The organism is Streptomyces sp. BRA346 (genome assembly GCF_052851135.1).
Map to the genome: position 1 here is coordinate 191,196 of NZ_JAIWIH010000005.1, position 25,053 is coordinate 216,248.

22 protein-coding genes and 1 pseudogene are annotated in these 25,053 nt (G+C 71.5%); 16 read left to right on the forward strand and 7 right to left on the reverse strand.

The window, feature by feature from the left end:
* The first annotated feature begins 15 nt into the window (after window positions 1-15).
* From LCH29_RS07735 to LCH29_RS07765, 7 genes are read left to right on the forward strand one after another with little or no spacing between them, the layout of a single operon-like run.
* Window positions 16-477 carry an SRPBCC family protein gene (locus LCH29_RS07735; RefSeq protein WP_446460948.1) on the forward strand — a complete coding sequence of 154 codons (462 nt, stop codon included), beginning with the start codon at window positions 16-18 and terminating at the stop codon, window positions 475-477.
* Between the two features lie 21 nt (window positions 478-498).
* Entirely contained in the window at window positions 499-2,001 is a 1,503-nt protein-coding gene (locus LCH29_RS07740; protein WP_446460949.1) for a flavin-containing monooxygenase, read from the forward strand.
* Window positions 2,002-2,679: a methyltransferase gene (locus LCH29_RS07745; RefSeq protein WP_446460950.1), complete on the forward strand. Its 678-nt coding sequence runs from the start codon at window positions 2,002-2,004 to the stop codon at window positions 2,677-2,679. It abuts the gene before it with no gap.
* A 45-nt stretch (window positions 2,680-2,724) separates the two neighbouring features.
* The gene (locus tag LCH29_RS07750) at window positions 2,725-4,269 is read left to right on the forward strand and encodes a class I adenylate-forming enzyme family protein (protein WP_446460951.1); all 1,545 of its coding nucleotides are present in this window, start codon (window positions 2,725-2,727) and stop codon (window positions 4,267-4,269) included.
* A gap of 12 nt (window positions 4,270-4,281) precedes the next feature.
* The gene (locus LCH29_RS07755; RefSeq protein WP_446460952.1) at window positions 4,282-5,244 is read left to right on the forward strand and encodes a UbiA family prenyltransferase; all 963 of its coding nucleotides are present in this window, start codon (window positions 4,282-4,284) and stop codon (window positions 5,242-5,244) included.
* 49 nt (window positions 5,245-5,293) lie between these two features.
* Window positions 5,294-6,268, forward strand: coding sequence for an NADPH:quinone reductase (locus LCH29_RS07760; RefSeq protein ID WP_446460953.1), 975 nt, complete (start codon window positions 5,294-5,296; stop codon window positions 6,266-6,268).
* A gap of 24 nt (window positions 6,269-6,292) precedes the next feature.
* Window positions 6,293-6,820 carry a PPOX class F420-dependent oxidoreductase gene (locus LCH29_RS07765; protein WP_446460954.1) on the forward strand — a complete coding sequence of 176 codons (528 nt, stop codon included), beginning with the start codon at window positions 6,293-6,295 and terminating at the stop codon, window positions 6,818-6,820.
* Between the two features lie 69 nt (window positions 6,821-6,889).
* On the opposite strand, the gene LCH29_RS07770 is transcribed toward LCH29_RS07765, so the two are convergent.
* Window positions 6,890-9,073 (reverse strand): MMPL family transporter, encoded by a 2,184-nt coding sequence (locus LCH29_RS07770; protein WP_446460955.1) that lies wholly within the window; start codon window positions 9,071-9,073, stop codon window positions 6,890-6,892.
* A gap of 5 nt (window positions 9,074-9,078) precedes the next feature.
* Window positions 9,079-10,476 carry an FAD-dependent oxidoreductase gene (locus LCH29_RS07775; RefSeq protein WP_446460956.1) on the reverse strand — a complete coding sequence of 466 codons (1,398 nt, stop codon included), beginning with the start codon at window positions 10,474-10,476 and terminating at the stop codon, window positions 9,079-9,081.
* Window positions 10,477-10,612: 136 nt separating this feature from the next.
* Between LCH29_RS07775 and proP the strand changes: the two genes are divergently transcribed.
* Entirely contained in the window at window positions 10,613-12,034 is a 1,422-nt protein-coding gene (proP, locus tag LCH29_RS07780) for a glycine betaine/L-proline transporter ProP (RefSeq protein WP_446461281.1), read from the forward strand.
* Between the two features lie 147 nt (window positions 12,035-12,181).
* A complete protein-coding gene (locus LCH29_RS07785; protein ID WP_446460957.1) occupies window positions 12,182-12,550 on the forward strand; it encodes a nuclear transport factor 2 family protein in 369 nt (122 codons plus the stop codon).
* Here the strand turns inward: LCH29_RS07785 and LCH29_RS07790 are convergent.
* The gene (locus LCH29_RS07790; protein ID WP_446460958.1) at window positions 12,537-13,349 is read right to left on the reverse strand and encodes a helix-turn-helix domain-containing protein; all 813 of its coding nucleotides are present in this window, start codon (window positions 13,347-13,349) and stop codon (window positions 12,537-12,539) included. The two genes, LCH29_RS07785 and LCH29_RS07790, sit on opposite strands and share 14 nt — an antisense overlap.
* Window positions 13,350-13,587: 238 nt before the next feature.
* Here LCH29_RS07790 and LCH29_RS07795 point away from each other — a divergent pair, with 238 nt between their 5' ends.
* The 6 genes and pseudogenes from LCH29_RS07795 to LCH29_RS07820 all read left to right on the forward strand — a co-directional run bounded on the left by LCH29_RS07795 (window position 13,588) and on the right by LCH29_RS07820 (window position 19,974).
* Window positions 13,588-13,896 (forward strand): 4a-hydroxytetrahydrobiopterin dehydratase, encoded by a 309-nt coding sequence (locus LCH29_RS07795; RefSeq protein ID WP_009714060.1) that lies wholly within the window; start codon window positions 13,588-13,590, stop codon window positions 13,894-13,896.
* 95 nt (window positions 13,897-13,991) lie between these two features.
* Window positions 13,992-15,260: an NAD(P)/FAD-dependent oxidoreductase gene (locus LCH29_RS07800; RefSeq protein WP_446460959.1), complete on the forward strand. Its 1,269-nt coding sequence runs from the start codon at window positions 13,992-13,994 to the stop codon at window positions 15,258-15,260.
* Between the two features lie 323 nt (window positions 15,261-15,583).
* Window positions 15,584-16,300: pseudogene (locus tag LCH29_RS07805) on the forward strand (DUF1365 domain-containing protein); the annotation flags it as partial.
* 310 nt (window positions 16,301-16,610) lie between these two features.
* Window positions 16,611-17,873, forward strand: a complete 1,263-nt coding sequence (locus LCH29_RS07810) for a class I SAM-dependent methyltransferase (protein ID WP_446460960.1) — start codon at window positions 16,611-16,613, stop codon at window positions 17,871-17,873.
* Entirely contained in the window at window positions 17,870-19,165 is a 1,296-nt protein-coding gene (locus LCH29_RS07815; protein ID WP_446460961.1) for a class I SAM-dependent methyltransferase, read from the forward strand. The genes LCH29_RS07810 and LCH29_RS07815 overlap by 4 nt, the downstream gene beginning before the upstream one ends.
* Window positions 19,162-19,974 (forward strand): DUF1295 domain-containing protein, encoded by an 813-nt coding sequence (locus tag LCH29_RS07820; RefSeq protein WP_446460962.1) that lies wholly within the window; start codon window positions 19,162-19,164, stop codon window positions 19,972-19,974. The genes LCH29_RS07815 and LCH29_RS07820 overlap by 4 nt, the downstream gene beginning before the upstream one ends.
* Here the strand turns inward: LCH29_RS07820 and LCH29_RS07825 are convergent.
* Genes LCH29_RS07825 through LCH29_RS07835 form a run of 3 tightly spaced genes read right to left on the reverse strand, consistent with a single transcriptional unit; the run spans window position 19,956 to window position 22,762 of the window.
* Window positions 19,956-21,353 (reverse strand): cryptochrome/photolyase family protein, encoded by a 1,398-nt coding sequence (locus LCH29_RS07825; RefSeq protein WP_446460963.1) that lies wholly within the window; start codon window positions 21,351-21,353, stop codon window positions 19,956-19,958. The two genes, LCH29_RS07820 and LCH29_RS07825, sit on opposite strands and share 19 nt — an antisense overlap.
* 24 nt (window positions 21,354-21,377) lie before the next feature.
* A complete protein-coding gene (locus LCH29_RS07830; protein ID WP_446460964.1) occupies window positions 21,378-22,181 on the reverse strand; it encodes an anti-sigma factor in 804 nt (267 codons plus the stop codon).
* Window positions 22,178-22,762 carry a sigma-70 family RNA polymerase sigma factor gene (locus LCH29_RS07835; RefSeq protein WP_446460965.1) on the reverse strand — a complete coding sequence of 195 codons (585 nt, stop codon included), beginning with the start codon at window positions 22,760-22,762 and terminating at the stop codon, window positions 22,178-22,180. Before LCH29_RS07835 ends, LCH29_RS07830 begins: the two co-directional genes overlap by 4 nt.
* Before the next feature lie 150 nt (window positions 22,763-22,912).
* On the opposite strand from LCH29_RS07835, the gene LCH29_RS07840 reads away from it, so the two are divergent.
* Complete coding sequence (locus LCH29_RS07840; RefSeq protein WP_446460966.1) at window positions 22,913-23,833, forward strand: class I SAM-dependent methyltransferase; 921 nt, start codon at window positions 22,913-22,915, stop codon at window positions 23,831-23,833.
* Window positions 23,834-23,839: 6 nt separating this feature from the next.
* Here LCH29_RS07840 and LCH29_RS07845 read toward each other — a convergent pair whose 3' ends face one another.
* Window positions 23,840-25,015 carry a S1 family peptidase gene (locus tag LCH29_RS07845; protein ID WP_446460967.1) on the reverse strand — a complete coding sequence of 392 codons (1,176 nt, stop codon included), beginning with the start codon at window positions 25,013-25,015 and terminating at the stop codon, window positions 23,840-23,842.
* Between the last annotated feature and the right edge of the window lie 38 nt (window positions 25,016-25,053).

The window sequence follows — 25,053 nt, forward strand, 5'->3', positions numbered from 1 at the left end:
CGGTAGTGTGACGTCATGGTCAAGGTGGAGAAAGAACAGACAATCGCCTGTACACCGGAAGCCTTTCTCGACTTCGTGATGGACATCGAACGCTACGTCGAAGTCGACGACAAGGTCGGACCGATCTCCTGGGTGCGCAGGAACGGAAATCTCACCGAGTTCAAGTTCCAGCCCAGGCTGCCCGGGCTGAAGCTTCCGGAGCCGAAAGCCATCGCCCAGATGCGGCTCACTCCGGGCTCGTGCATCGACATCCGGCTGGCGCCCTTGCCACTGAACAAGTTCAATCACCGGATGGCCGAATTCAGCGCCCGGTTCTCCTGTGTGCCGGTGGACGGCGGCATCCGGGCCACCCGCATGATTTCCTTTCAGTTCAACCCGCTCACCCGCTGGATGCTCGATCCGGTTCTGCGGCGCACCATCCCCGGGTCGGTGGAGCGGGAACTGCGGCTGAGCAAGGAGATCCTGGAACGCGCGTAGTGACGCTACAGGGGGAAACCCATGGCTATACCGGCGGACGACGACACCCCGGCCCCGGCCGGGGAACAGCACGCGCATGTCATCGTGATCGGCGCGGGATTATCGGGGATCGCCGCCGCGGTCAAACTGCGGCGCGGCGGCATCACGGACTTCCTGGTGCTGGAGAAGGCCGACCGGGTCGGCGGAACCTGGCGGGAGAACACCTATCCGGGGTGCGCCGTCGACATCCCCTCGTCGATCTATTCCTTCTCCTTCCACCCCAACCCGGGCTGGAGCAGGAATTTCGTCGGACAGCCCGAGCTGCTGTCCTACATCGAGGACACGGTGGAGAAGTTCCGCCTCGCCCCGGCGCTGCGCCTCGGCACCGAACTGCTGGAGGCCGCCTGGTCCGGAGACCGCCGCCGCTGGATCCTCGACACCAGCCGGGGGCGCTTCGTCGCCCAGCACGTCATCTTCGCCTCCGGTCTGCTCCACGAGCCGACCGTCCCGTCCCTGCCAGGGCTGGACGGGTTCCCCGGCGACACGTTCCACTCGGCCCGCTGGAACCACGATGTGGACCTCACCGGCAAGCGGGTCGCCGTCATCGGCACCGGCTGCTCGGCCATCCAGCTCGTGCCGGAGATCCAGCCGCGGGTGCGCCGGCTGTACGTCTTCCAGCGCACCGCCGCCTGGGTGATACCCCGGCTCGACTTCCGGGTCCCGAGGCCCGTCCGGCGGCTCTTCCGGCACGTCCCCGTCACCCAGCGGCTGTTCCGCGGCGTCAGCGACGGCTTCCTGAAGACGCTGGCCCTGGTCATGCGCCGCCGAAGCTCCGCCCGGCTGCTCACCCCCGTCGGCAAGGGACTCCTCCGGCGCCAGGTGCCCGACCCCGAGCTGCGCGCCCAGCTGACCCCGGACTTCACCGTCGGCTGCAAGCGGCTGCTGCTGTCGAACACCTACCTCCCGGCCCTGACCCGGCCCAACGCCCGACTCGTGCCGCACGCCCTCGCCGGGGCGGACGGCAGCGAGCTGATCGCGGCGAACGGCGAGCGCGTGGAGGTGGACGTCGTCGTCTTCGGCTCCGGCTTCGAGATGCGCCATCCACCGATCGCCGAACGTATCCGCGGGCGCGACGGTCGGCTGCTGTCCGAGACCTGGAAGACCAAGAGCCCGGAGGCCTACCGGGCCACCACCCTGCCCGCCCTGCCCAACGCCTATCTGCTGCTCGGCCCGAACATCGTGATGTACAACTCGCTGCTCGCCCTCGCCGAGGCCCAGCTCGACTACGTCGTGGACGCGATACGCACCGCACAGGCACGGGGCATCGACGCCCTGGAGATCCGGCCCGAGCCGTTCCGCTCGTTCAACGACGAGGTGCAGCGCGGCCTCGCCTCGACCGTTTACAACACCGGCGGATGCAGCAGCGTCTATCTCGACGAAAACGGCAAGAACTTCGTCACCTGGCCATGGTCCACCAAAAGGATGCGCAACGGCCTGGCCCGCTTCGACATCGAGAACTACGCGACGACCCCTGCGGAGCGCTGAATGTACGACTACACCCAGCCCTTGAGCCGGAGCGAGGCGAGCCGGGCCGAAGTACGGCAGCAAACGGACATCGAGCTGAGCGGCAAGGAATGGACCCTGCTGCCGGACGTGTTCTCCCCGGCGCATTCGAAGTCCAGCCTGGCCCATCTGTCCCTGCTGCAATTCCCGGTCGGCGGTACCTTCCTCGAAATCGGCTCCGGCATCGGACTGATCGCCGTCGAAGCCGCGCTCGCGGGCTGCCGCGCCGTATACGCCACCGATCTCAATCCGGCGGCGGTCAAGAACACCGAACTCAACGCCGAGCGCTTCGGCGTCGCGGACCGGCTCACCGCCGTCCACAGCGACCTGTTCGACGCGCTCCACGACGCCCCCGCGTTCGACGTGGTCTACTGGCATTCCAACAATGTGTGGGCGCCGCCGGAACTCGACCTGACCGCGCACGAGCTGGCCTATGTCGACCCCGGATACGAGGCACACCGGCGGTATTTCCGCGAGGCGAGGAATCACCTCGCGCCCGGGGGCCGGGTGCTGATCGCCCTCAGCAGCCGGGCCGGGCGCCCCGAACTGGACGAGCTGGCGGCGGCCGAGGAACAGCGGCTGATCACCCTCGACTCCACCACGGTGGACGAGCCGGAAGGCCCCGTGGTCTACGAACTGCTGGAACTCGTCACGCGATAACCCGGTCATCCGGAAACCCGGCCCATTCCGAGAAGAGGCCCACCCTTGATCTTCGACAAGCTGCTGAGTCTGCCCAGTGACGCCGAGCCCTGGATCGTCGACCACCAGCCGATCGCCGTCACGGCCGAGGACGAGAAGGTACGGCCGGGCGATGTCGCCGACGCCGCCGCGCGCGGCGCGACCGCCCTGCGGTCCCACGGCATCGAGCCGGGACGGCGGTGCATCGTCTGGCTGGAGTCCCCGACCGACATCATCATCGCCTACGCGGCCATCACCGCCCTCGACGCCGTGCCCATCCTGATGAGCCCGACCCTCTCGGGACCGGTCGTCGCCTCCATGGTGGAGAACGTCTCCGGCATCACCGCCGTCATCTCCACCGACGCCCGGCTCGGGACAAGCGAGAAGACCTTCCCGGACATCGGCACCTTCATCGACTGGCGCGACATCGCCGCCGAACTCCCCGACCACAAGCGGATATCCCGGCCCCGCGAGGTCGCCTCCGACGCCGCGTACGTCGTCGTGCACACCTCCGGCACCACCGGCACCCCCAAGCTGGCCGAATGCTCCAGCGCCAGCATCCAGTTCAACGCCCGCGTCCAGGCCGTCATCCACTGGCTGTCCCGGCTGGACGGCCACCTCGCCCTCGCCATCTCACCCGTGCACGGCCGGACCGTGGTCGGCATCCTCGCCGCCCTCATGCGCAAGGCGCCGCTGCTGCTCCTGGAGGACGACTCCCCGGACAACGTGGACCGGATGCTGAAAAGGCACCGCCCCACCTATCTGGAGACCCACCCCAACACCTTCCGCGCCTGGCAGCACCTCGCGCCCGGCGGCGCGTTCCGCTCGATCCGCTTCTTCGGCGCCGGATTCGACGTCATCCACCCGGACACGGTCAGCGCCCTGCTGGGGGGCTCGGACCACCGCTTCGCCGTCTGCGTCGAGGTCTACGGGCAGAACGAGACCGGGCCCGTCGCCATCCGCAGCCACCTCAAGGGCACCCAGAAGCCGCTGCGCGCCCTGCGCCGGCTGCGCCGCGCCAAGCTGCTGCGCGGCCACCCGGCCGGGCCCCGCTTCCCGTTCTGCCGGGTCCGCATCGTCGACGACTCGGGGCGGCCCGTACCGTCCGGCACCCCCGGGCGCATGGTCGTCAACACCCCGGGCGTGTTCTCCGGATACATCAACCGGCCCGATCTGACGTCCAAGAACTACCCCGACAAGCGCTGGTGGGACACCGGCGACTGGGGCACCAAATCCCGCACCGGACGCATCACCCTGATCGACCGCCAGGTCGACAAGGTCTCCGGCGCCATCAGCGGCATCGGCATCGAGGACATCCTGCTGGAGAAGTTCCCCGAATTCCTGGAACTCGTCGTCCTGGAAAAGGACGGTACCCTCCAGCCCGTCCTGTCCCTGCGGCCCGGCGCCGCATTCCGGCGCAAGGCCTGGGAATCCGCGTCCCGCCGGCTCGCCACCATGGCCGAGCCCGTCATCATCCCCGACAGCGAGTTCCCCCGGACCGTCACCGGAAAGATCAAGCGGGAACAGCTGAAGAAATCGCTGGCCGAACAGCGCCTTTCCATCAGCGTCTGAGGGAGCGTGCTCATGACCGCAACCAGCGCGTCCGGCACGACGTCCGACGCGACGAAGACACCGCTCGGCACCAAGCTCATCGGGTACGTCCAACTCGGCAAGGTCCGGATCTACCACCACGCCTACGGCTGGATCCTCGCCCTGCTCCTGCTGCGCCTCGACGGCCGCGTCGGCGGCGACACGGCGGCCGCGCTCGCCCTGACCCTGCTCATGGTGTGCGCCACCCAGTGGAGCGGGGGCGCCGCCGACGACCTCGGCGGCTACCGGGACGGCAGCGACGCCCGCAACTACGCGGGCCGCCCCGCCTCCACCGTCGCCAAGAAGCCGCTGCTCACCGGGGTGCTGACGGAGCGCGATGCGGTCCGGTTCGGGATCGCGATGTGGGTGATCGCGATCGCCGCCGGGCTCGGGGCCGTGGCCAGCCTGGACGGCACGGCGCCGCTGGCCGCCGTCCTGGTGATGCTCGTGGGGCAGATCGCCTCGGTGCAGTATTCGATGGGACTGAAACTCAGCTATCTGCCCGGCGGCCTCGAAGTCACCATCTTCTATGTCATCGGCTGTATCGGCCTGGTGCCGTACTGGCTGATCGCGGGCCACGTCAGCACCGAATCCCTGATCGCCAGCGCCCTGGTCGGCCTGTGGTTCCTGCTGATCGTGTCCTACGGGAACGCGTCCGACAAAGAAGGCGACGCGGAGGTGAACCGCTACACCATGGCGGTCCTCCTTCCCTCCAAGGGGTTCAAGGTATTCCTCACCCTGCTCTTCGCCGCCAGCGTCACCCTTTTGACCCTGCTGTTCACCACCACGCGTTTCGATCCACTCCTCGGGCTGACCGTCGTGCCCGTCGTCGTGCTCCACGCCGTGCAGCTCTATTACGGTGCCGGAAAGGAAGAGTGGCGAAAGGCGCGTTTCATCGGGCTCAGCTCGGTCGATCTGGGATGTCTGGGACTGGCACTCGCCTTCGTTCTCGCATGAACGGCCCCGAACGGCCCCCCGACGGGAGAGCGGTGCAGTGAACGGCGATATGACGGCGGCCTACATCACCGCCCTCGGCGATGCGGACGACATCCGGACCGGGCCGCTGCCCCGTCCCGTACCCGGCCCGGACGAGGCGCTCGTCCGGGTCGAGGCGGTGGCGGCCAACCACGTGGACACCTTCGTCCGCTCCGGCGCGTACGCCACCGAGCTGCCCTTCCCGTTCGTCGTCGGACGGGATCTGGTCGGCACCGTCGAGACCCCCGCCGGGGCCTTCGCCCGCGGCGACCGGGTGTGGTGCAACAGCCTGGGTCACGACGGCAGACAGGGCTCCTTCGCCCAGTACGCCGCCGTGCCCGTGGACCGGCTCTTTTCCCTGCCCGCCGGGGTCGACCCGGTAGCGGCGGTGGCCGTGCTGCACACCGCCGGGACCGCCCACCTCGGCCTGTTCCGGGATGCCTGCCTCCGGCCGGGGGAGACGGTCCTCGTCGAGGGCGCGGGCGGCGGCGTGGGCAGCGCCGTGGTCCAGCTCGCGACCGCGGCCGGGGCGCGCGTCATCGCCGTCGACCGCGCCGAGAACGCCGAGTGGTGCCGTAGCTGCGGGGCGGACCACGTCCTCGACCGCGCCGACCCCGAGACCCCCGCCGCGGTCCGCCGCCTCGCCCCGGACGGGATCGACGTGGCGTGGGACTGCTCCGGGCGCCATGACTTCGAGACGACGATCCCGCTGCTCGCCCTGGGCGGCCGCGTCGTCCTGATGGCCGGGATGGGGGCGCGCGCCGTGCTGCCCGTCGGCGCCGTCTACACCCGTGACATCAGCCTCCACGGCTTCGCCATCAGCAACGCCTCGGTGGCGGACCTCGCGGACGCCGCCGGGACCATCAACCGCGAGCTGGCGAGCGGCCGGCTGCGCGGCAGGGTCCGCGCCGAGCTTCCGCTGACCGAGGCGGCGCGCGCCCACCGCATGCTGGAGGGCCGCGAGGGCGGTGCCGGTGGCCCGGGCCGCATCGTGCTGATCCCCTGACCGAAGAGAAAGGAAGGCCGTTTCGTGCCGCGTCTGCTCAGCAAGGAATGGTGGGAACAGCGATTTCTGCGGATGTACGACTCCTGGCGGGACCCGGTGACCTGGCATGTCACGGCGACCCCCAACGGCCCAGGTGACCTGCGGCAGTTCAGGCGCCGCCGGTTCGCGCTCCTGGTCACCTACAAGCGCAGCGGCGACCCCGTCCCGTCGGCGATGTGGTTCGGCCTCAAGGACGGCCGGGCCTATCTGCGCACCGGCTGCGACTCCTGGAAGGTGCGGCGGATGCGCAACAACGACCAGGTGCTGTTCGCGCCGTCCAACATCCGCGGCAGGCCCAAGGGCGCGGTCATCCCGTGCACGGCGCGCATCCTGCCGGACGAGGAGAAGCCGAGCGCCGCGCAGATCATCGTGGACTCGTACGGCAAGGGCCGGAAGCTCTACGACCGCACCGTGGCCACGGTGTACGAGGAGGCCGCGTACATCGAGATCACCCCGAACGCCCTGCTGAAGGCCGAAGCGGAGCGTGGAGCGGCCCAACGGGCCCGGGACTGAGCAGCGGCCGTACGGCGCCGGGCGCGTCCGGGACCTCCCCGGACGCGCCCGGCGCTTCCCGTTGGTCGGTCACTTCTCCCGAAGCCCCACCTTGGCGTGCAGCGCCCGCAGCGGCTTCGGCGCCCACCAGTTGCCCTTGCCGACCAGCCGCATGAACGCCGGTACCAGGGTGCCCCGGACGAGGGTGGCGTCCATCAGCACCGCGAGCGCAAGACCGATCCCGATGGCCTTGAGATAGACGATGCCGGAGATCAGGAAGCCCAGGAACACGATGGCGATCAGCACCGCCGCGGCCGTGATCATCGAACCGGTGCGCTCCAGGCCGCGGGCGACCGACGCCACGTTGTCCCCGGTTCTGTCGTACTCCTCCTTGATGCGGGACAGCAGGAACACCTCGTAGTCCATCGACAGCCCGAACGCGATGCAGAACAGCAGCACCGGCACGGTCCAGGTGATCGAGTCGGTGACCACGAAGTCGCCCACGATCCCCTCCAGATGACCGTCCTGGAACCCCCACACCAGCACGCCGAGGGTGGCGCTCAGGCTCAGGCAGTTGAGGATCAGCGCCTTGAGGGGCAGCAGCAGGGAGCCGGTGAAGAGGAACAGCACGGTGAAGGAACTGGCGGCGATCACCGCGAGCGCCACCGGCAGCCGGGCGTTCATCGAGTCGATGGAGTCGGTCAGCTCCGCCGCGGGCCCGCCCACCTGGACGGGGTAGGGCGCCGGGAGGTCTCTGATGTCCTGGACCAGCGCGCGCCCCTCCTCCGAGAGCGACTGGTGGCTCGGCACCACGGACAGATAGGTGCTGTGGCCGGAGCCGAAGCGTTTCGACAGCTCCGACGGCCGCTGCACCAGCCGTCCGTCGGCGAACGTCCCGGCCTCGCTGTCCACCCGGGACACATCGCCGAGCTTCGACAGCCGCTCGGCGTACGGGGCCACGTTCCGGTCGCCGGGCCCGGGGGTGCGGTCCAGGACCACGTTGAGCGCCTGGGTCTCCTGGGCCCGGAAGCCGTCCCGGATGTCGCTGCCGACCTGCCGGGCCTGGCTCCCGGCGGGCAGCACCCGCTCGTCCGGCAGGCTCAGCCGCAGATCGAGGAAGGGCGCGCCGAGCAGCAGCAGAAGCGCGGTGACGGCGCCCGCGACGGGCAGCGGGAACCGCATCACCCCGGTGGCCAGCCGGTGCCAGAAGCCCTCCCCGGAGCCGTCTTCGGCCTTCGGCGTGCGGCGGCGCAGGACGCGCCCCTTCTCGATGCGGTGGTCCAGCACCTTCAGCAGCGCGGGCAGGAAGGTGAGCGAGACGAACGCGGCGAGCAGGGCGGTCGGGATCCCCGCGTACGCGAACGAGCGCAGGAAGTAGAACGGGAACACCAGCAGCGCCCCGAGCGCCAGGGTCACGGTCACCGCGGAGAACAGCACGGTGCGGCCCGCGGTGCGCAGGGTGGTGGCGAGGGCCTGATCGGTCTCCGAACCCCGGCCCCGCTCCTCCCGGTAGCGCTTGATGAGGATCAGGCTGTAGTCGATGGCGAGGCCGAGCCCGAGGCCGGTGGTGACGTTGCTGGCGAGCGCCGAGACCTCGGTGAACAGGGTCAGGATGCGGATGACCAGCAGCACCGACAGGATGGTCAGCCCGCTGACCATCAGCGGCACCAGGGCGGCGACCACGCTGCGGAACACGAACAGCATCACCACCAGCAGGACCGGGAAGGTCACCGCCTCGATCTTGATGAGGTCCTTCTCGGTGGTCTCGGACATCTCCTTGTCGGCGAGGGCGTTGCCGCCCACCCGGATGTCCAGCCCTTCGGCGCCGTGCTGGTAGTGGCTCTCCAGCCGCTTGAAGGTGTTCTGGACCTGGTCCTCGTCGCCGGAGATCCGGGCCATCAGCAGCGCCTGGCGGCCGTCCTCGGCGCGCAGCGGCGCGGCCTTGCCCAGCGACCAGTACGACGCGGCCTGCTCGACCCCGGGCTCATCGGCGACGCGTTCGGTCAGCCGGGCCCCGGCGGCGGCCACGGCGGGGGAGTCGACGCCCCGCTCGTCGGAGATGAGCAGGACGAGGTCCGGGGCGCCCGCCCGGAATCTGTCGTCCATGACCTGCGCGGTCTTCGCCGATTCCGTCGAGTTGTCGACAAACCCTCCGGCGGACAGCTCCTTGATCACTCCGCCGCCCAGCGCGCCCGCCATGACGAGCAGCACTCCGGACAGATACAGCACCAGTTTGCTGCGGCGGCAGGTGAACCGGGCCAGTGAGACGAACAATTCGGCTAACCCTTCTCGCGCTGCGGCTTCCCCTGCGAGCGGTTGACCCGCAGGGCGCGCAGCAGCGTGGACGGTGCGGCCAGGGAACGGGGGTGGGTGCGCATGTACGTCACCGAGTTGAACCGCACGGCGACGGACCGGTCCGTCACCGAGGCGTCGGCGATCTGCTCGGCGAACCACTTGCTGAGGCGGTAGCCGCGCGGATACGGGCCCGTCACGTCCGGTCGGGCGAGATCGGCCGAGGTGGAGATCTGCCAGGCGGCGTCCACCACGACGCGCTGGAGGGCGAAGAAGCTCCGGGCGGGGGCGTCGAGGTCCGGCCGGGAGCGCAGATACTCCGACAGGGCCGATGCGTGCAGGGTGGCCGAGGACATGCCCTGCCCGTAGATCGGGTTGAACGAGGCGACCGCGTCACCGACGCTGATCAGCCGGGCGGGGAACCGGGTGAGGAGATGGAAGTCCCGGCGGCGGCTGTCGGCCTGGTGGTAGGGGAGGATCTCGCCGAGCTGATCGCCCGCGACCGCCTCGCGGTAGACCGGCGGCAGCTCGCCGCACAGCTTCCGGAACTCCGCCACGTCCCGGATCGGCGGCTGCTTCCCGTAGTTGGCCAGGGTGATCAGCCAGCGGTCGCCCTCGATGGCGGTGATCGCGCCGCTCGCCACCCGCGGCGGGGTCGCGGTCGGGGTCCGGTAGGCGATGGCCGCGGCCAGCTCCGGGTCGGCGTCGGTGCGCCGGAAGTAGCCCGTGGCGTAGTCGATGTCGATGGCCATCCGCCGCATCGCGGGCCGCTGCCAGCCGTTCTTCTCCAGCCAGTCGCCGAGCTTGCTGGCCCGGCCCATGGCGTCGACGACGAAGTCCGCTTCCTCGACCCATTCGTCCTCGCCCGCCCCGCCGCAGCGCACCCCGCTGACCCGTCCCGCGCGGAACTCCAGGCCCCGGGCGCGGCAGGTGAGGACCTTCACGTTGGGCAGGGCCAGGGTGCGCCGCCGGACCAGCGACTCCAGGAACGGGCGGCTGCTGGAGATGAGCCCCATCGTGCCGTCGCTCACCTTCGGGACGCCGTCGGCGTAGGCCCGGATGGTGTACGGGGACGAGATGATCGCGCCGCCCGCCTCCGCCTCGTCCTCGAAGCCGGGGAACAGCCGCCGCAACTGCATCCGGCCGCCGTGCATCAGGGTGTGCAGCTGTCCGTCGTGCGGGGTGCCCGGGCGCGGGGCGGCGGTGGCGGGTAAGGCGTCCCGCTCCACGATGACCACGCTTTCGGCGTGGTCGGACAGCACCCGCGCCGCCAGCATTCCGGCCATGCTCCCGCCGAGCACCACGGCCTTGCCCATCAGGACTTCGGTTTTGGTGATCGGCTCGTCCGTACTGAGCCGGGCGAACACACGGGCGGCTGACTCCATCACGAGACCTCCAGACCGGTTATGTGCATCAACCAGGAACCGCTGGGTAGGCGCACGAATCCGTCTGACGAAGAGAGAGAAAATAGCTGTGCCTGCCCTGACCGATTCCGATGCCCCCGCCGCAGTCCGGCACCCCATGCTCCACCGCGCCATCAAGCGGCGCAAGAACCCTCCTCTGCGGCGCACTGACATCACGGTCACCGAGGAGAAGGACGTTCACCGCGCGGTCAAGGCGGCCGCGTTGGGGAACGCCATGGAGTGGTTCGACTTCGGGATCTACAGCTATCTCGCGGTCACCATCGGCAAGGTCTTCTTCCCCGGTGGGAACGCCACGATCCAGGTGCTGTCCTCCTTCGCGACGTTCGCGGTGGCCTTTCTCGTACGGCCGCTGGGAGGTATGTTTTTCGGGCCGCTCGGTGACCGCATCGGGCGCAAGAAGGTGCTGTCCTTCACCATGATCATGATGGCGACGAGCACGCTCGCCATCGGTCTCATACCGGGCTATCACTCCATCGGCTACGCCTCGCCCGCGCTCCTCATCCTGTTCCGCATGTTGCAGGGATTCTCCACCGGTGGTGAATACGGCGGCGCGTCCACGTTCATCGCCGAATACGCCCCCGACAAGCGGCGCGGTTTCTTCGGCAGCTTCCTCGAATTCGGCACCCTCATCGGTTACACCGCCGCGGCCGGACTGGTCACCATCCTGACCGTGACGCTCTCCGACGACTCGATGATGTCCTGGGGCTGGCGCATCCCGTTCCTGGCCGCCGCGCCCATCGGACTCGTCGGCCTGTACCTGCGGCTGAAGCTGGACGAGACCCCCGCCTTCCAGAAGCTGGAGGAGGAGGCGGCCGCGGCGCACGAGCGCACGACGCTGCCGTTCTGGCAGGTGTTCCGGACCCAGTGGCGCGCGATGGTGCTGTGCATGGCGCTGGTCGCCGCGTACAACATCACCGACTACATGCTGCTGTCGTACATGCCGACGTACCTCTCGTCCACGCTCCACTACAGCGAGACCAAGGCCCTCGTCTCGATCATCATCGTGATGCTGGTGCTCATGGCGGCCATCACCTTCGTCGGGCGGCTCTCCGACCGCGTCGGCCGCAAGCCCGCACTGCTGGCCGGGTCCATCGGCTTCTTCGTCCTCGCGGTGCCCTCGTTCCTGCTCATCAAGCAGGGCGGCGTCGTCCCCGTCTTCGCGGGTCTGCTGCTGCTGGGCATGTGTCTGCTGCCCTACGTCGCCGTGATGTCGGCCTCCCTGCCCGCGCTCTTCCCGACCGATGTGCGCTACGGCTCCCTGTCCATCGCCTTCAACATCTCCGTCTCCCTCTTCGGCGGCACCACCCCGCTCGTCGTCGAGGCCCTGGTCAGCGGCACCGGTGACGACCTGATGCCCGCGTACTACACGATGCTCGCGGCGATCGTCGGCATCATCGCCTCGGCCGTGATGAAGGAGACGGCCCGCAAGCCGCTGGAGGGCTCGCCGCCCTCGGTCGCGACCAAGGAAGAGGCCATCGCCCTGGTCGAGTCCCAGTCCCCGCAGACCCAGCGCCACTGAACCCGGCGCTTCCGCCCCGGTCATTACCCCGGCGGTAATCGACCGCCTCGTACCCACGGCGGCACAGTGAGGTCATCGGGTTCCGGGCCGGCGCACTCCGGCCCGGGATCCGGACAACGACACCGTGACCGCCCTGGAGGGGACGACATGACCGACTACGCCACCGCCGTGGCCCGCTACTTCGAGGCGTGGAACGCCACCGGGCCGGAGGCCCTCGCCAAGGCCGTCGCCGCCGCCTGGACCGAGGACGGCGGCTACACCGACCCGCTGGCCGACGTGCGGGGACACGAGCGGCTGGCCGCCGTCATCGCCGGGGCGCACGAGCAGTTCCCCGGCTTCGAGTTCCGCCCGCTCGGCAGCGTCGACGGGCACCACGCCATCGCCCGCTTCAGCTGGGAGCTGGTGGCGCCCGACGGGTCCGCGCCGGTCGCCGGATCCGATGTGATCACCCTCGCCGAGGACGGCCGCATCCGCTCCGTCCTCGGCTTCCTGGACCGGGTCCCTACGGCGGCGTGATGCCCTTGAGGGCGGCGGCGGTCTCCGGGTCGGCCGGGAGGAACGTCTCGATGGCCAGCTCGGAGACGGTCACGTCCATGGGGGTGTTGAACGTCGCGATCGTCGAGATGAACGACAGCACCCGCCCGCCGTGCTCGATCATCATCGGCAGCGCGAACGGCGCGTGGCCGCCGCCGGTGGCCGACTCCCGACCGCCCGACTCGGGCAGCGGATAGCCGGCCACCTCGTCGTACAGCTCGCGCAGCGGCGCGGAGCGCATCAGCGCGAGCTGGCGGTCCATCTGGTCCAGCAGATGGCCGCGCCACTCCCTCAGGTTGCGGATGCGCGGAGCGAGCCCGTCCGGGTGGAGGGTGATCCGCATCGCGTTCACCGGCGGGGTGAGCAGATGGTCCGCCACGCCCTCCAGCAGCGCCTGGATACCCCGGTTGGCCGCCAGCACCTCGTACGTCCCGTCCAGCACCAGCGCGGGATACGGCTCGTAGCCGGTCAGCAGCCGCTCCATCCCCTCGCGCAGTGCGCTCATCGACGGATCGTCCACCGCCCGCTCCGGATAGTGCGGGGCGTACCCGGCGGCGATCAGCAGCGCGTTGCGCTCCCGCACGGGCACGTCGAGGTGGTCCGCGAGGCGCAGCACCATCTCCTGGCTCGGCCGGGACCGGCCGGTCTCGATGAAGCTGATGTGGCGGGCCGAGGAGTCGGCGCGCAGCGCCAGCTCCAGCTGGCTGATCCGCCGCCGGTCCCGCCATGCGCGCAGCAGCGCGCCCACCCCGGGCGGCGCGACAGTGGTAGTAGTCGTCATGCCCCGAAGTTGACGTGCTCCCTGGCCTGAAGTCCAGGGATTCCGGCCTGGGTCGGCTGACCCTTCCGGGGGCTTCCTGCTTCAACGCGCTTTGACGTGCACGTCAGGACAGTCCCGAGATGCGTTCACCCCCGGCGTGAACGCCGGGGCCTCCTGAAAAAGCCCCGGTAACGGAACCGCGACGGTGCCCGTGGCAGGGTGGAAGGCCGAGCCATCACCGGATGAAGGGAGAACCGCCATGGCAGTCGAACCGCTGGCCCGCGAGGAGATCGAGGAGCGTCTGGCGCAGCTGCCCGGCTGGTCGGTCGCGGACGACCAGCTCTCCCGTACGTACGTCTTCGACGGGCATCCGCAGGCCGCGGGCCTGGTCGCGGAGGTCGCCCGGATCCAGGACGAGCTGGGCCACCACTCCGATCTGACCCTCGGCTACAACAAGGTCACCGTCACCGTGAACACCCACAGCGTCGGCGGCAAGGTCACCGAGCTGGACTTCGGGCTCGCCCGCCGCATCGAGGCCGCCGCCCCCGGCCACGGCGCGCATGGCTGAACCCGCCGCCCCCGCGCGGGAATCGTGACCAAACCGCTCCCCGATCGGCTCCGAATACCCCCATGAGAGGGCGGTGTCGAACGACAGGAGCGGGCATGGGCGGGCAGCGGCAGCGGATCGCCGTCGTCGGCAGCGGAGTGGCGGGGCTGACCGCGGCGTACGTACTGCAACGTACGCACGACGTCTCGCTGTACGAGGCGGACGACCGGTTGGGGGGCCACGCCCACACCCACCACGTGACGGCCCCCGGGGGCCGGGTGTGGCCGGTCGACAGCGGGTTCATCGTCCACAACGAGCGCACCTATCCGCAGCTGCTGAAGCTCTTCCGCGAACTCGGCGTCTCCACCCAGGAGTCCGAGATGAGCATGTCCGTGGTGTGCGAGGGCTGCGGACTCCAGTACGCCGGGGCGCGCGGCCTGCCCGGGCTGCTCGCACGGCCCTCCAACGCCGCCAGAGTGCGCTATCTGCGCATGCTCACCGAGGTCCCGGCCTTCCACCGGGCCGCCCGCCGGTTCCTGGACCGGGTGCCGGACGACTCGGTCACCCTGCGCATGTTCCTCACCATCGGCGGCTGGTCGCGCTACTTCGTCTCCCACTTCGTCACCCCGCTGGTCTCCGCCGTCTGGTCCTGCGACGCCGAGACCGCGCTGCGCTACCCCGCCCACTACCTGTTCCGCTTCCTCGACCACCACGGCATGCTGTCGGTCACCGGCGCCCCGCCCTGGAGAACCGTCACCGGCGGCTCGCGCACCTACGTCGAGGCCATCGCCAAACAGCTCTCCGCCCTCCACACCTCCGCCCCCGTGCGCACCGTCGTCCGCCACCCCGACGGCGTCGACCTCGTCACCGAGGACGGTGAACACGCCGCGTACGACGCCGTCGTGATCGCCGTCCACGCCGACCAGGCGCTGCGGCTGCTGGAGCGCCCCACCGACGAGGAACGCGACATCCTCGGCGCCTTCCGCTACTCCCGCAACGACACCGTGCTGCACACCGACCCCACCCTGCTGCCCCGTAACCGGCGCGCCCGGGCCGCCTGGAACTACCGGATGCCGTCCTGCACCGCCCCCTCCGGCCGGGTGCTCATCAGCTACGACATGAACCGCCTCCAGCGGCTCGACGCCCCCCGCGACCACATCGTCACCCTGGGCGGCGGCGACCGCGTGGACCCGGACCGGGTGCTGGCCCGCATGGTGTACGAACACCCCGTCTACACCCCCGAGTCGGTGGCCGCCCAGCAGTGGCTGCTGTCCCTCAACGACCGCGTCACCGCCTTCGCCGGGGCCTACCACGGCTGGGGCTTCCACGAGGACGGCTGCGCCTCCGGCGCCCGGGCCGCCGCCGCCCTGGGGGTGCGCTGGTGACCCACCCCCGCCGCCCCGCCGACCGGGCCCGCACCCACGCCGCGCGTTCTGTCCGCGCGGGCCGTGCCGTCCGCGAGGCCCGCGAGGCCCGTGCCGCACCCGAGGCCGGCGCCGGCCGCGCTGCCCGCCTGGCTCGCGCCGCCCGTGCCGTCCGCGAGGCTTGTGCCGCTCGCGTAGCCCGTGCCGTCCGCGAGGCTTGTGCCGCTCGCGTAGCCCGTGCCGTCCGCGAGGCTTGTGCCGCTCGCGTAGCCCGTGCCGCCCGCGCCGTCCGAAACGACACCGCCGCCCCCGCCACGCCGGGCACCGCCGTCACCCGCACCCCCGCCCTCTACGACAGCGTCATCACCCACGTCCGCACCCGCCCGCTGCGCCACGCCTTCACCCACCGCACCTACCTGTGGCTGGTCGACCTCGACCACCTGCCGCGCCTGCCCCGGCCGCTGCGCCCGCTCGCCCGCTTCCACCCCCGCGACCACTTCGCGGGCACCGGCCCCACCCTCCGCGCCGCCCTCGACCGCTGGCTCACCGCCCAGGGCGTCACCCCGCCCGGCGGACGGGTGCTGATGCTCGGCCACGCCCGCGTCCTCGGCCACGTCTTCAACCCGCTCACCCTCTACTGGTGCCACGACCGCGCCGGGGCCGTCGTCCTCGTCGTCGCCGAGGTGCACAACACCTACGGCGAACGCCACTGCTATCTGCTGCGCCCCGACGAGGAGGGCCGGGCCGACACCGCCAAGGACTTCTACGTCTCGCCGTTCTTCCCCGTCGACGGCGGCTACCGGATGCGGCTGCCGCGCCCCGCCGAGACGCTCGCCCTGACCGTCCATCTGGAGCGGGACGGCACCCGGCCGTTCACCGCGACCGTACGGGGCCGGGGCCGCCCCGCCACGCCCCGCGCCCTGCTGCGCGCCGCCCTCCGCCACCCCTGGGCCACCGCCGCCGTCACCTGGCACATCCGGCTCCGGGGCATCCGGCTGTACCTGCGCGGACTGCCCCTCCAGCCGCGCCCCCGCCACCCCGTACAGGAGGGCCTGGATTGAACCCTCCCCCAGCTAAAGCGGAGGGCTTCCTGGCTCAGGAAGCCCCGCAGGTCAGCGACCTGAAAGGCCTTACTCCCTCAGTGCCAGCCGGGACGGAACCTGCCCGGTTGCCCGAAAGCATGGAGTTGCACTGGCTTGGTTCTCGCTCAGCGCGTTGTGCGTGCTTGGTTCTCGCAACGCACGACACGCACCTTACCCGACCGCGTGGGCGATATCTCGCCCTAGAGTCGAAATACCTCCCCTTGTCCTGCTTTTCAGGGTTTCGATTCCTTCCCCGCCTGAAAGCCGGGGCATCCTCGAAGGAGGCAAGGTGACCGAACTGCACCACGCCACCGGCGCCGCCCACCACCCGGTCGTCGACGCCGCGCGCTGGCCCGCCGTGGCCCACCGGCCCCGCCCCTCCCGGCCCCGCGACGCCCTGGCGGGGGCGCTGGTCCGCCGGGCCCTGGCCCGGCTCCCGCTGCGGGTGCGGTACGGCACCGCGCCCGTCCGCGGCACCACCGGACCGCTGCTGGAGATCGCCGACCCCGACGGCTTCATACGGCGCATCGGCCGGGACGGGCTGATCGGCTTCGGCGAGTCCTACCTCGCCCACGAATGGGACGCCGAGGACCTGGTGGGCGTGCTCACCGTGTTCGCCGAACACGCCGACCGCATCGTCCCCCGCTGGGCGCAGCGGCTGCGCCGCGCCTGGGCCCCGGCCCACCCCGTCGGCCAGTACAACACCCTGGAGGCGGCCCCCAAACACGTCCACCACCACTACGACCTGTCCAACGAGCTGTTCGGGCTCTTCCTCGACCCCACCCTCAGCTACTCCGCCGCCCTCTTCAGCCGCCTCCCCGCCGCCTGGGACGACCTCGCCGCCGCCCAGCACCGCAAGATCGACCGGCTGCTCGACCTCGCCCGGGTCGGCCCCGGCACCCGGCTGCTGGAAATCGGCACCGGCTGGGGCGAACTCGCCCTGCGCGCCGCCCTGCGCGGGGCCCAGGTGGTCACCGCCACCCTCTCCGAGGAGCAGCGGCGGCTCGCCGCGCGGCGCGCCCTGCGCGACGGGCTCACCGGCCGCATCACCCTGCTGCTGCGCGACTACCGGGAGCTGGAGGGCCAGTACGACGCCATCATCAGCGTCGAGATGATCGAGGCCGTCGGGGCGGCGTACTGGCCCCGCTACTTCCAGACCCTGGATGGGCTGCTCGCCCCCGGCGGCCGGATAGCCCTCCAGGCCATCACCATGCCGCACGACCGGATGCTCGCCACCCGCCACACCTACACCTGGATCCAGAAGTACATCTTCCCCGGCGGCTTCCTGCCCTCCGTCACCGCCCTCGAACGGTGCGCCGCCCGCCACACCCGGCTGCACATCGCCGGGCGCGACGGCTACGGCGACCACTACGCCCAGACCCTGCGGCTGTGGCGGGAACGCTTCACCGCCCGCGACGCACAGGTGGCCGACCTCGGCTTCGACGCCACCTTCCGCCGCATGTGGACCTTCTACCTCGCCTACTCCGAAGCGGGCTTCCGCGCCCGCTACCTCGACGTCCAGCAGATCCTGCTCCAGGAGGCAGACCGATGAGCGACGCGGCCCCCACCCTCGCCCCGATCGCCGAACGCCTGCTCGGCGGGCCGCTCCCGGTGCGGCTGTGCGCCTGGGACGGCAGCGAGGCAGGCCCGCCGGACGCGCCCCGCGTCGTCCTGCGGTCGCCGCGCGCCGTGCGGCGGCTGCTGTGGCAGCCCGGCGAACTCGGCCTCGCCGAGGCGTACATCAGCGGCGACCTCGACGTCGAAGGCGACCTCACCGACGGGCTGCGCGCCGTCTGGGGTGCCCTCCGCGAGGGCTCCGTCACCCCGCCCCGGGTCACCCTCGCCGCCCGCGCCCGCGCCGCCGCCGGGGTCGCCAGGATCGGCGCCATCGGCCCCCCTCCGGCCGCCCCCGGCGGCCGCGCCCGCCTCGGCGGCGCCCCGTACTCCCGGACCCGCTCCCGCGCCGCCATCAGCCACCACCACGCCTTCCTCAGCGAGTTCTACGAGCGGCTGCTCGACCCCTCCATGGCGTACTCCTGCGCCTACTGGACCAGCCACGACCCCTCGTACGGCCTCGCCGACGCGCAGCGCGACAAGCTGGAGGTCATCTGCCGCAAGCTCGCGCTGGTGCCCGGCGCCCGGCTGCTGGACATCGGCTGCGGCTGGGGCGCCCTCGCCCTGTACGCGGCCGACCGCCACAAGGCGCAGGTCACCGCCGTCACCCTGGTGCCCGAGGAACGCGACTTCCTGCGCGAGCGGGTCGACGAACTCGGCCTCGGCCAATTCGTCGAGGTCGTCCTGAGCGACTACCGCGACCTGGAAGGCGGCCAGTACGAGGCCGTGGCCTGCGTGGAGATGGGCGAACACGTCGGCCACGACCAGTACCCGCGCCTCGCCCGCACCCTCCACGGCATGCTGCGGCCCGGCGGCCGCGCCCTCGTCCAGCAGATGTCCCGCGCCGCCGGAACCCCCGGCGGCGGCGCCTTCATCGAAACCTACGTCGCCCCCGACCTCCACATGCGGCCCCTCGGCGACACCATCGGCCTGCTGGAGGCCGCCGGACTGGAGGTGCGCACCTCCGAATCCCTGCGCGAACACTACGTCCGCACCGTCGGCGCCTGGCGCGAGGCGCTGGAGGCCCAGTGGGACGCCTTCCGGCTGCTGGCGGGCGAGCACACCGCCCGCATGTGGCGGCTCTACCTGGCCGGTGGCGCGCTCGCCTTCGAGGAACGCCGCATGGGCATCGACCAGATCCTCGCCGTACGGCCCACCGCGCGCGGCGTCAGCGGCATGCCCGACACCCCCGCGGACTGGTACCCGGCGCCCGCGCTGGAGGCCGCATGACCGCATTCCCCTGGCCCGCCTTCGGCGAGGGCCTCGTGTACAGCGCCATCGCGGCTCTGCTCATCATGCTCGTCACCTTCCTGGTCGCCCTCGCCAAGGGCGTCCACCGCATCGTCGACGTGGCGTGGGGGTTCGGCTTCACCGCCATCGCCCTCGTCACCTTCGCCGCCTCCGACGGCCACGGCGACGGCACCCGGCGGTTGCTCACCACCGTGCTCACCGCCGTCTGGGGGCTGCGGCTCGCCGTCCACATCGGCGTGCGGCGCTGCGGACACGGCGAGGACCCCCGCTACGAACGGCTCCTCGCCCGCGCCCCCGGCAACCGCCACCTCTACGCCCTGCGCGTCGTCTACCTCCTCCAGGCCGCCCTGATCTGGCTCGTCTCCCTCCCCGTCCAGGCCGCCCAGTACGCCACCGGCCCCCTCGGCCCCGCCGCGGCCGCGGGCGCCGCCCTCTGGCTCCTCGGCCTCACCTTCGAAGCCGTCGGCGACTCCCAACTCGCGCGCTTCCGCGCCGACCCGCGCAACCGGGGGCGCATCATGGACCAGGGGTTGTGGCGGTGGACGCGGCACCCCAACTACTTCGGCGACTTCTGCGTCTGGTGGGGCCTCTACCTGCTCGCCTCCGAGGCCTGGCACCCGGCCCTCATCTCCCTGATCTCTCCTTTGGTCATGACCTACGTCCTGATCCGGGGGAGCGGCAAGGCCCTCCTGGAACGCCACATGGCGGACCGCCCCGCCTACGCGGCCTACGCCGCCCGCACCAGCGGCTTCTTCCCCCTCCCCCGCCGTCACCGAGCCGACCCCTGATCCGGGGTGTGGCGGGACTGGTGGAAGCGGGTGGTCGCTTCGGCGAGGTCCACGATCGGGGGTGGGTAGGGGAGGGCGGTGCGTTCGGGTTCGGGGAGGGTCCAGGGGGTGTGGACTCGGCGGCCGGGGAGGTCGGCCAGTTCGGGGACCCAGCGCCGTACGTACGTGCCGTCCGGGTCGAAGCGCCGGGCTTGCGACAGGGGGTTCAAGACGCGGTTGGGGCGGGTGTCCGTGCCCGTCCCGGCCACCCACTGCCAGTTGAGCTGGTTGTTCGCCACGTCCCCGTCCACCAGCAGGTCGAGGAAGTGCCGCGCCCCCACCCGCCAGTCCACGTACAACGTCTTCGTCAGGAAGCTCGCCACCAGCAGCCGGGCCCGGTTGTGCATCCACCCCTCCGCCGCCAGCTGCCGCATGCCCGCGTCGACGATCGGGTACCCGGTGCGGCCCGCTTTCCAAGCGGCGACGGCGTCGTCGTCGGAGCGCCAGCGGTCGCCGCGCGGGCGGTAGTCGGTGTGGGATGCGTCCGGGCGGGCGGCGAGGACCTGGTGGTGGAAGTCGCGCCAGGCGAGCTGCCGTACGAAGGCGTCGGCGCCGGGCCCGCCGGACTGCCGTGCGCGGTGCACCAGCTCGACCGGGGAGAGGCAGCCGAAGTGGAGGTAGGGGGAGAGCCGTGAGGTGGCGTCGCCCGCGAGGTCGTCCTGACGGTCGGCGTAGGCGCCCAGCCCGGACCGCAGCCAGGCGGTGAGGCGGCGGCGCCCGGCCCGTTCGCCGCCCTCGGGCAGCCCGGGGGAGGGGCTGCCGGAGCCCAGGAGGGACACGGCGGCGACCGGTTCGGACCGCACCCCGGACGGCACCGGCACGCCGCGCGGTGCGGCGAAGGGCGTGCGCAGTTCGACGCCCTGCCAGGCGCGGAAGTACGGGGTGAAGACCGCGAAGTGGTCCTTCCCGGACGGGGTGACGGTGCCGGGTTCGACGGCGGTGAGCACGGCGCCGTGCACCCTCAGCACCCCGCCCAGGGCCTCCCGCAGCCGCGCCTCCCGCCGCCCCGCGAACGCGCTCACCCCGCCCGCGATGTGCACCTCCCCGGCGTCGACCTGTTCGGCCACCCGGCGGATCTCCTCCACCGCGTCACCCGTACGGATGACCAACCGGCCGCCGCGCTCCCGCAGGCCCGCGTCGAGGTCGGCCAGGCAGTCCCGCAGGAACGCCACCCGGTTGGGCACGGCGAACCCCGCCGCGGCCACCCGGCGGTCCACGACGAACAGCGGGATCACCCGGTCGGCCGCGCGGAGCGCCGCGTGGAGCACGGGGTTGTCGTGCAGCCGCAGGTCGGAGGTGAAGACGGCGATCGCGGTGCTGGGCTTCGATGGTGGGGTCACCCCTTTCCCTTACACCGGGCTGCCTCACCCCGCCGGGAGCGACATCAGCCCGATCGGATCGGTCGTCGGCGCCTTGGAGCCCCCGGCGGGCTCGACGGTCACCCCGACCCCCGACGCCTTCCCGACCGCGCCGCTCAGCAGGGCGGCCGTGCCGCGGCCGGTGCCGGTGCCGGCGGTGTCCATGAGCCCGGCCGACCGCATCGTGCCGCCGTCGCTGAACCACAGCTGGTACACCCGCCCGTCGGGCGGTTTCGGCAGGCCGGAGGCGAGGAAGGCGGCCTTGTCCAGGGCGTGGGAGACCACGACCGTGCCCGTGGCCCCGTTCGTCAGCTTGGCGTTGCGGCTGTGGGCGTCCGGGGCGGCCAGCACCTCGGCCACCGCTTCCACCCGCGCCACCTGCTGTTCGGAGCGGCGGGCCGTGTCGCGCGCGTCGGACGCCTGCTGGTTCTGCCATACGGCGACGCCGCCGAGCGCCACCGCCCCGGCGAGACAGGCGGCGAGGGCGAAGTTCTGCCACCGGCCGCGCGAGGAACGCCGGGGCGGGGCGCCGCCGCCGGAGAACTCCGGTTCGCTTCTCGCCACCCGCGGCGGGTCCTGACGGACCGTGGCGATCCGCCGCATCACATCGTCCTTGAGCACGGGCGACGGCGTCAGCGAGGTGGCCATGCCGAGCTTGGCGGCGGTGGCCCGTAGCTCCCGTACCTCCTGGGCGCATGCCTCGCAGTCGGCCAGATGCCGTTCGAAGGCCAGCAGCTCCCGCCCGGAGAGGGCGTACACCGCGTAGGCGCCGGTCAGCGTGTGCAGATCCGCTCGGTCCGCTCTGGTCATACCCCGACCCCCATGCAGTCGCGAAGCCGGATGAGTCCGTCCCGGAGTCTGGTCTTCACCGTGCCGAGCGGGAGCTGGAGCAGCTCCGCCACCTCGCGGTAGGTGCGGCCTCGGTAGTAGGCGAGCGTCACGGACTGACGCTGTAGTTCGGTGAGCCCCTGCATGCAACGGCGCACCTGTTCGCGCTCCAGCCTGGCCTCCACCTGCTCCGTCACCTCGTCGAAGGCGGGGGTGCGGTTCAGCAGCGCGGCGCGCTCCTCGCGGTCCGACGCGGACTGCGCGGACCGTACGCGGTCGACGGCGCGCCGGTGCGCGAGCGTCATGATCCACGCCATGGCGCTGCCCCGGGCCGGTTCGAACCGGGCCGCGGTCCGCCACACCTCCACCAGGACCTCCTGGGTGACCTCCTCCGCCTGGGCGGGGTCGCGCAGCAGACTGCGCGTCAGCCCGAGGACGGAGCCGCTGACGGCGTCGTAGAGCGCCGCGAAGGCGTTCTGGTCCCCCCGCGCCACCAATCCGAGCAACTCCTCGAGGTCCGGGCCCCTGGGGGCCGGTCCACCGATGAACACGGGCTCTCTCACTAGCCGTCCTTCCGGATGAGCATGTACGACACCACGCAGGTGTCGTATCTCATTCGTCGCCCCGGCGGGTGCGGATTGGTCAGATCAGCTGATTTGCTGGTTCGGCAAGGATGTTTGGCAAAACGGCCCCGGTGCGCGCACGCTCACGACATGACCGCACACCACGGCGCACATGCCCACAACCACGGCCACACCCACACGCACCCGGGCACGCAACAGCCCGACTGGGACGCCTTCGCCCCGCTCCTGGAACAGGGTGCCGAGTTGTACACCCCCGTCTACGACCAGGCCACCGCCTGGCTGCGCGGGCGGTTCGCCGCGTCGGACGGCTCCGTACGCCGCGTCCTCGACGTGGGCAGCGGCCCCGGCGTGGTGACCTGCCTCCTCGCCCAAGCCTTCCCCGAAGCCGAGGTCGTGGCCGTGGACGGTACGCCCGCCCTGCTGGAGCGGGCCCGGGAGCGCGCCGCCCGGCTCGGGCTCGACGGCCGCGTCACCACCGTGCACGCCGAGCTGCCGGAGGGGCTCGACCCGGCCACGATCGGCACCGCGGATCTGATCTGGTCGAGCAAGACCGTGCACCATCTGGGCGATCAGCTGGCCGCGCTGCGCCACCTCGCCGCCGCCCTGCGCCCCGGCGGGCTGCTCGCGCTCGGCGAGGGCGGACTGCCGACCCGCTTTCTGCCCCGGGACGCGGGGCTCGGCCGCCCCGATCTGCTGACCCGGCTCGATGCCATCCAGGGGGAGCGGTTCGCCGAGATGCGGGCCGAGCTGCCGGACGCGACGGCGACCGTCGAGGACTGGCCCGGGCTGCTCACGGCGGCCGGTCTCACCGGCGCCACCAGCCGCAGCTTCCTGCTCGACCTGCCCGCCCCGCTCGGCGCGGCGGCCCGCGATTTCCTGCGGAACGAGCTGGTCCGTTGGCGCGAGGCCGCCGCCGACCGTCTCGACGACGGCGACCTCGCCACCCTGGACCGGCTGCTCGACCCGGACGACGAGGCCGGGATCATGCGGCGGCCGGACGCCTTCCTGCTGGCCGCGCAGACCTTCCACGTGGCGGCCCGTGAAGAGTGACGGCCGTCAGCCGGTGGTGAGGGTGAGCCCGTAGGCGCTGAGGATCGGGTTCACCGGCTGGTAGTACGTCGTACCGCCGACGGTGCAGTTGCCGGAGCCGCCGGAGAGGACGCCCTGCGCCTCGGTGCCGGAGACGAACGAGCCGCCCGAGTCGCCGGGCTCGGCGCACACGTTGGTGCGGGTCACGCCGCGGATGGTGCCCTCGGGGTAGACCACGCTGGTGTTGTGCTGCTGGATCGTGCCGCAGTGCCAGCCGGTGGTCGAGCCCGAGCGGCAGACGGACGAGCCGACCGGCGCCTCCTGGGAGCCGGTGACCGTGATGGTGGTGGAGTTGGGGCCGACCACCAGGGGCGTGGGCGTCCAGTTGGCGTTGGTGGCCACCCAGGCGTAGTCGCTGCGGGGGAAGACCGAGCCCTGGAAGGTGCCCTGCGCGACGCGGTTGAAGCCGGTGGTGGTGTCGCCCGCGTCGCCGCAGTGCCCGGCGGTGACGAAACCGGCCTGGGTGCCTTGGGCGACGGAGAAGCCGATGGAGCAGCGGGCGGTGGCATTGATGTAGTACGCCTCGCCGCCCCGCAGGTCATAAAGGGGAGCCGGGCGCTCGGCCGACTCCACGATCCGCACCATGCCGCGGTCGACGCCGCTGGCGTCGATGAACCGCTGGGCCGCGGTGGGCTGGGCCGACTGGACGACCACGCTGTTGCTCTTCACGTCCACGTACCAGAGGGAGGCGGTGGTGGCGGACGGGGGGCGCTCCTCGGCCACCCGGTCCAGCGCGTCCTTCGCGGCGTTCAGCTTCTCCAGGCTGTGGCCGACGACGGTGACCTTGGCACCGGAGGCCGTGATGGCGCCGCTCTGCGCCTCGTCGGTGGTGCCGACGGTGAGTTCGGCGGTGTTCCCGGTCACCCAGGTGCCCGCGTAGCTGCTGCCGAGGTTCTTGCGCCAGCCGGGTTCGGCCTGCCCGGCCTTGTACTCGTTGGATATGCGGGTCCGTGCCTCGTCGGCCGTCAGGCCCAGGTCGCGCTGCATGGCGGCGAGCACCTCGGGCGGGATCTCCCGGTGGGAACCGGGCGGCGGGGACGGGTTGGCACTCGCGGGTATGCCCGCTCCGGCGAGGAACAGGGCGGCTATGGCGACGGTGCAGCCCGTGGCGAGCTCAAGACCATGACGACGTCTGCGGCGCATAGTGCGTTCTCCTGTCGCGTGTCACGCTGCGTGTCCTA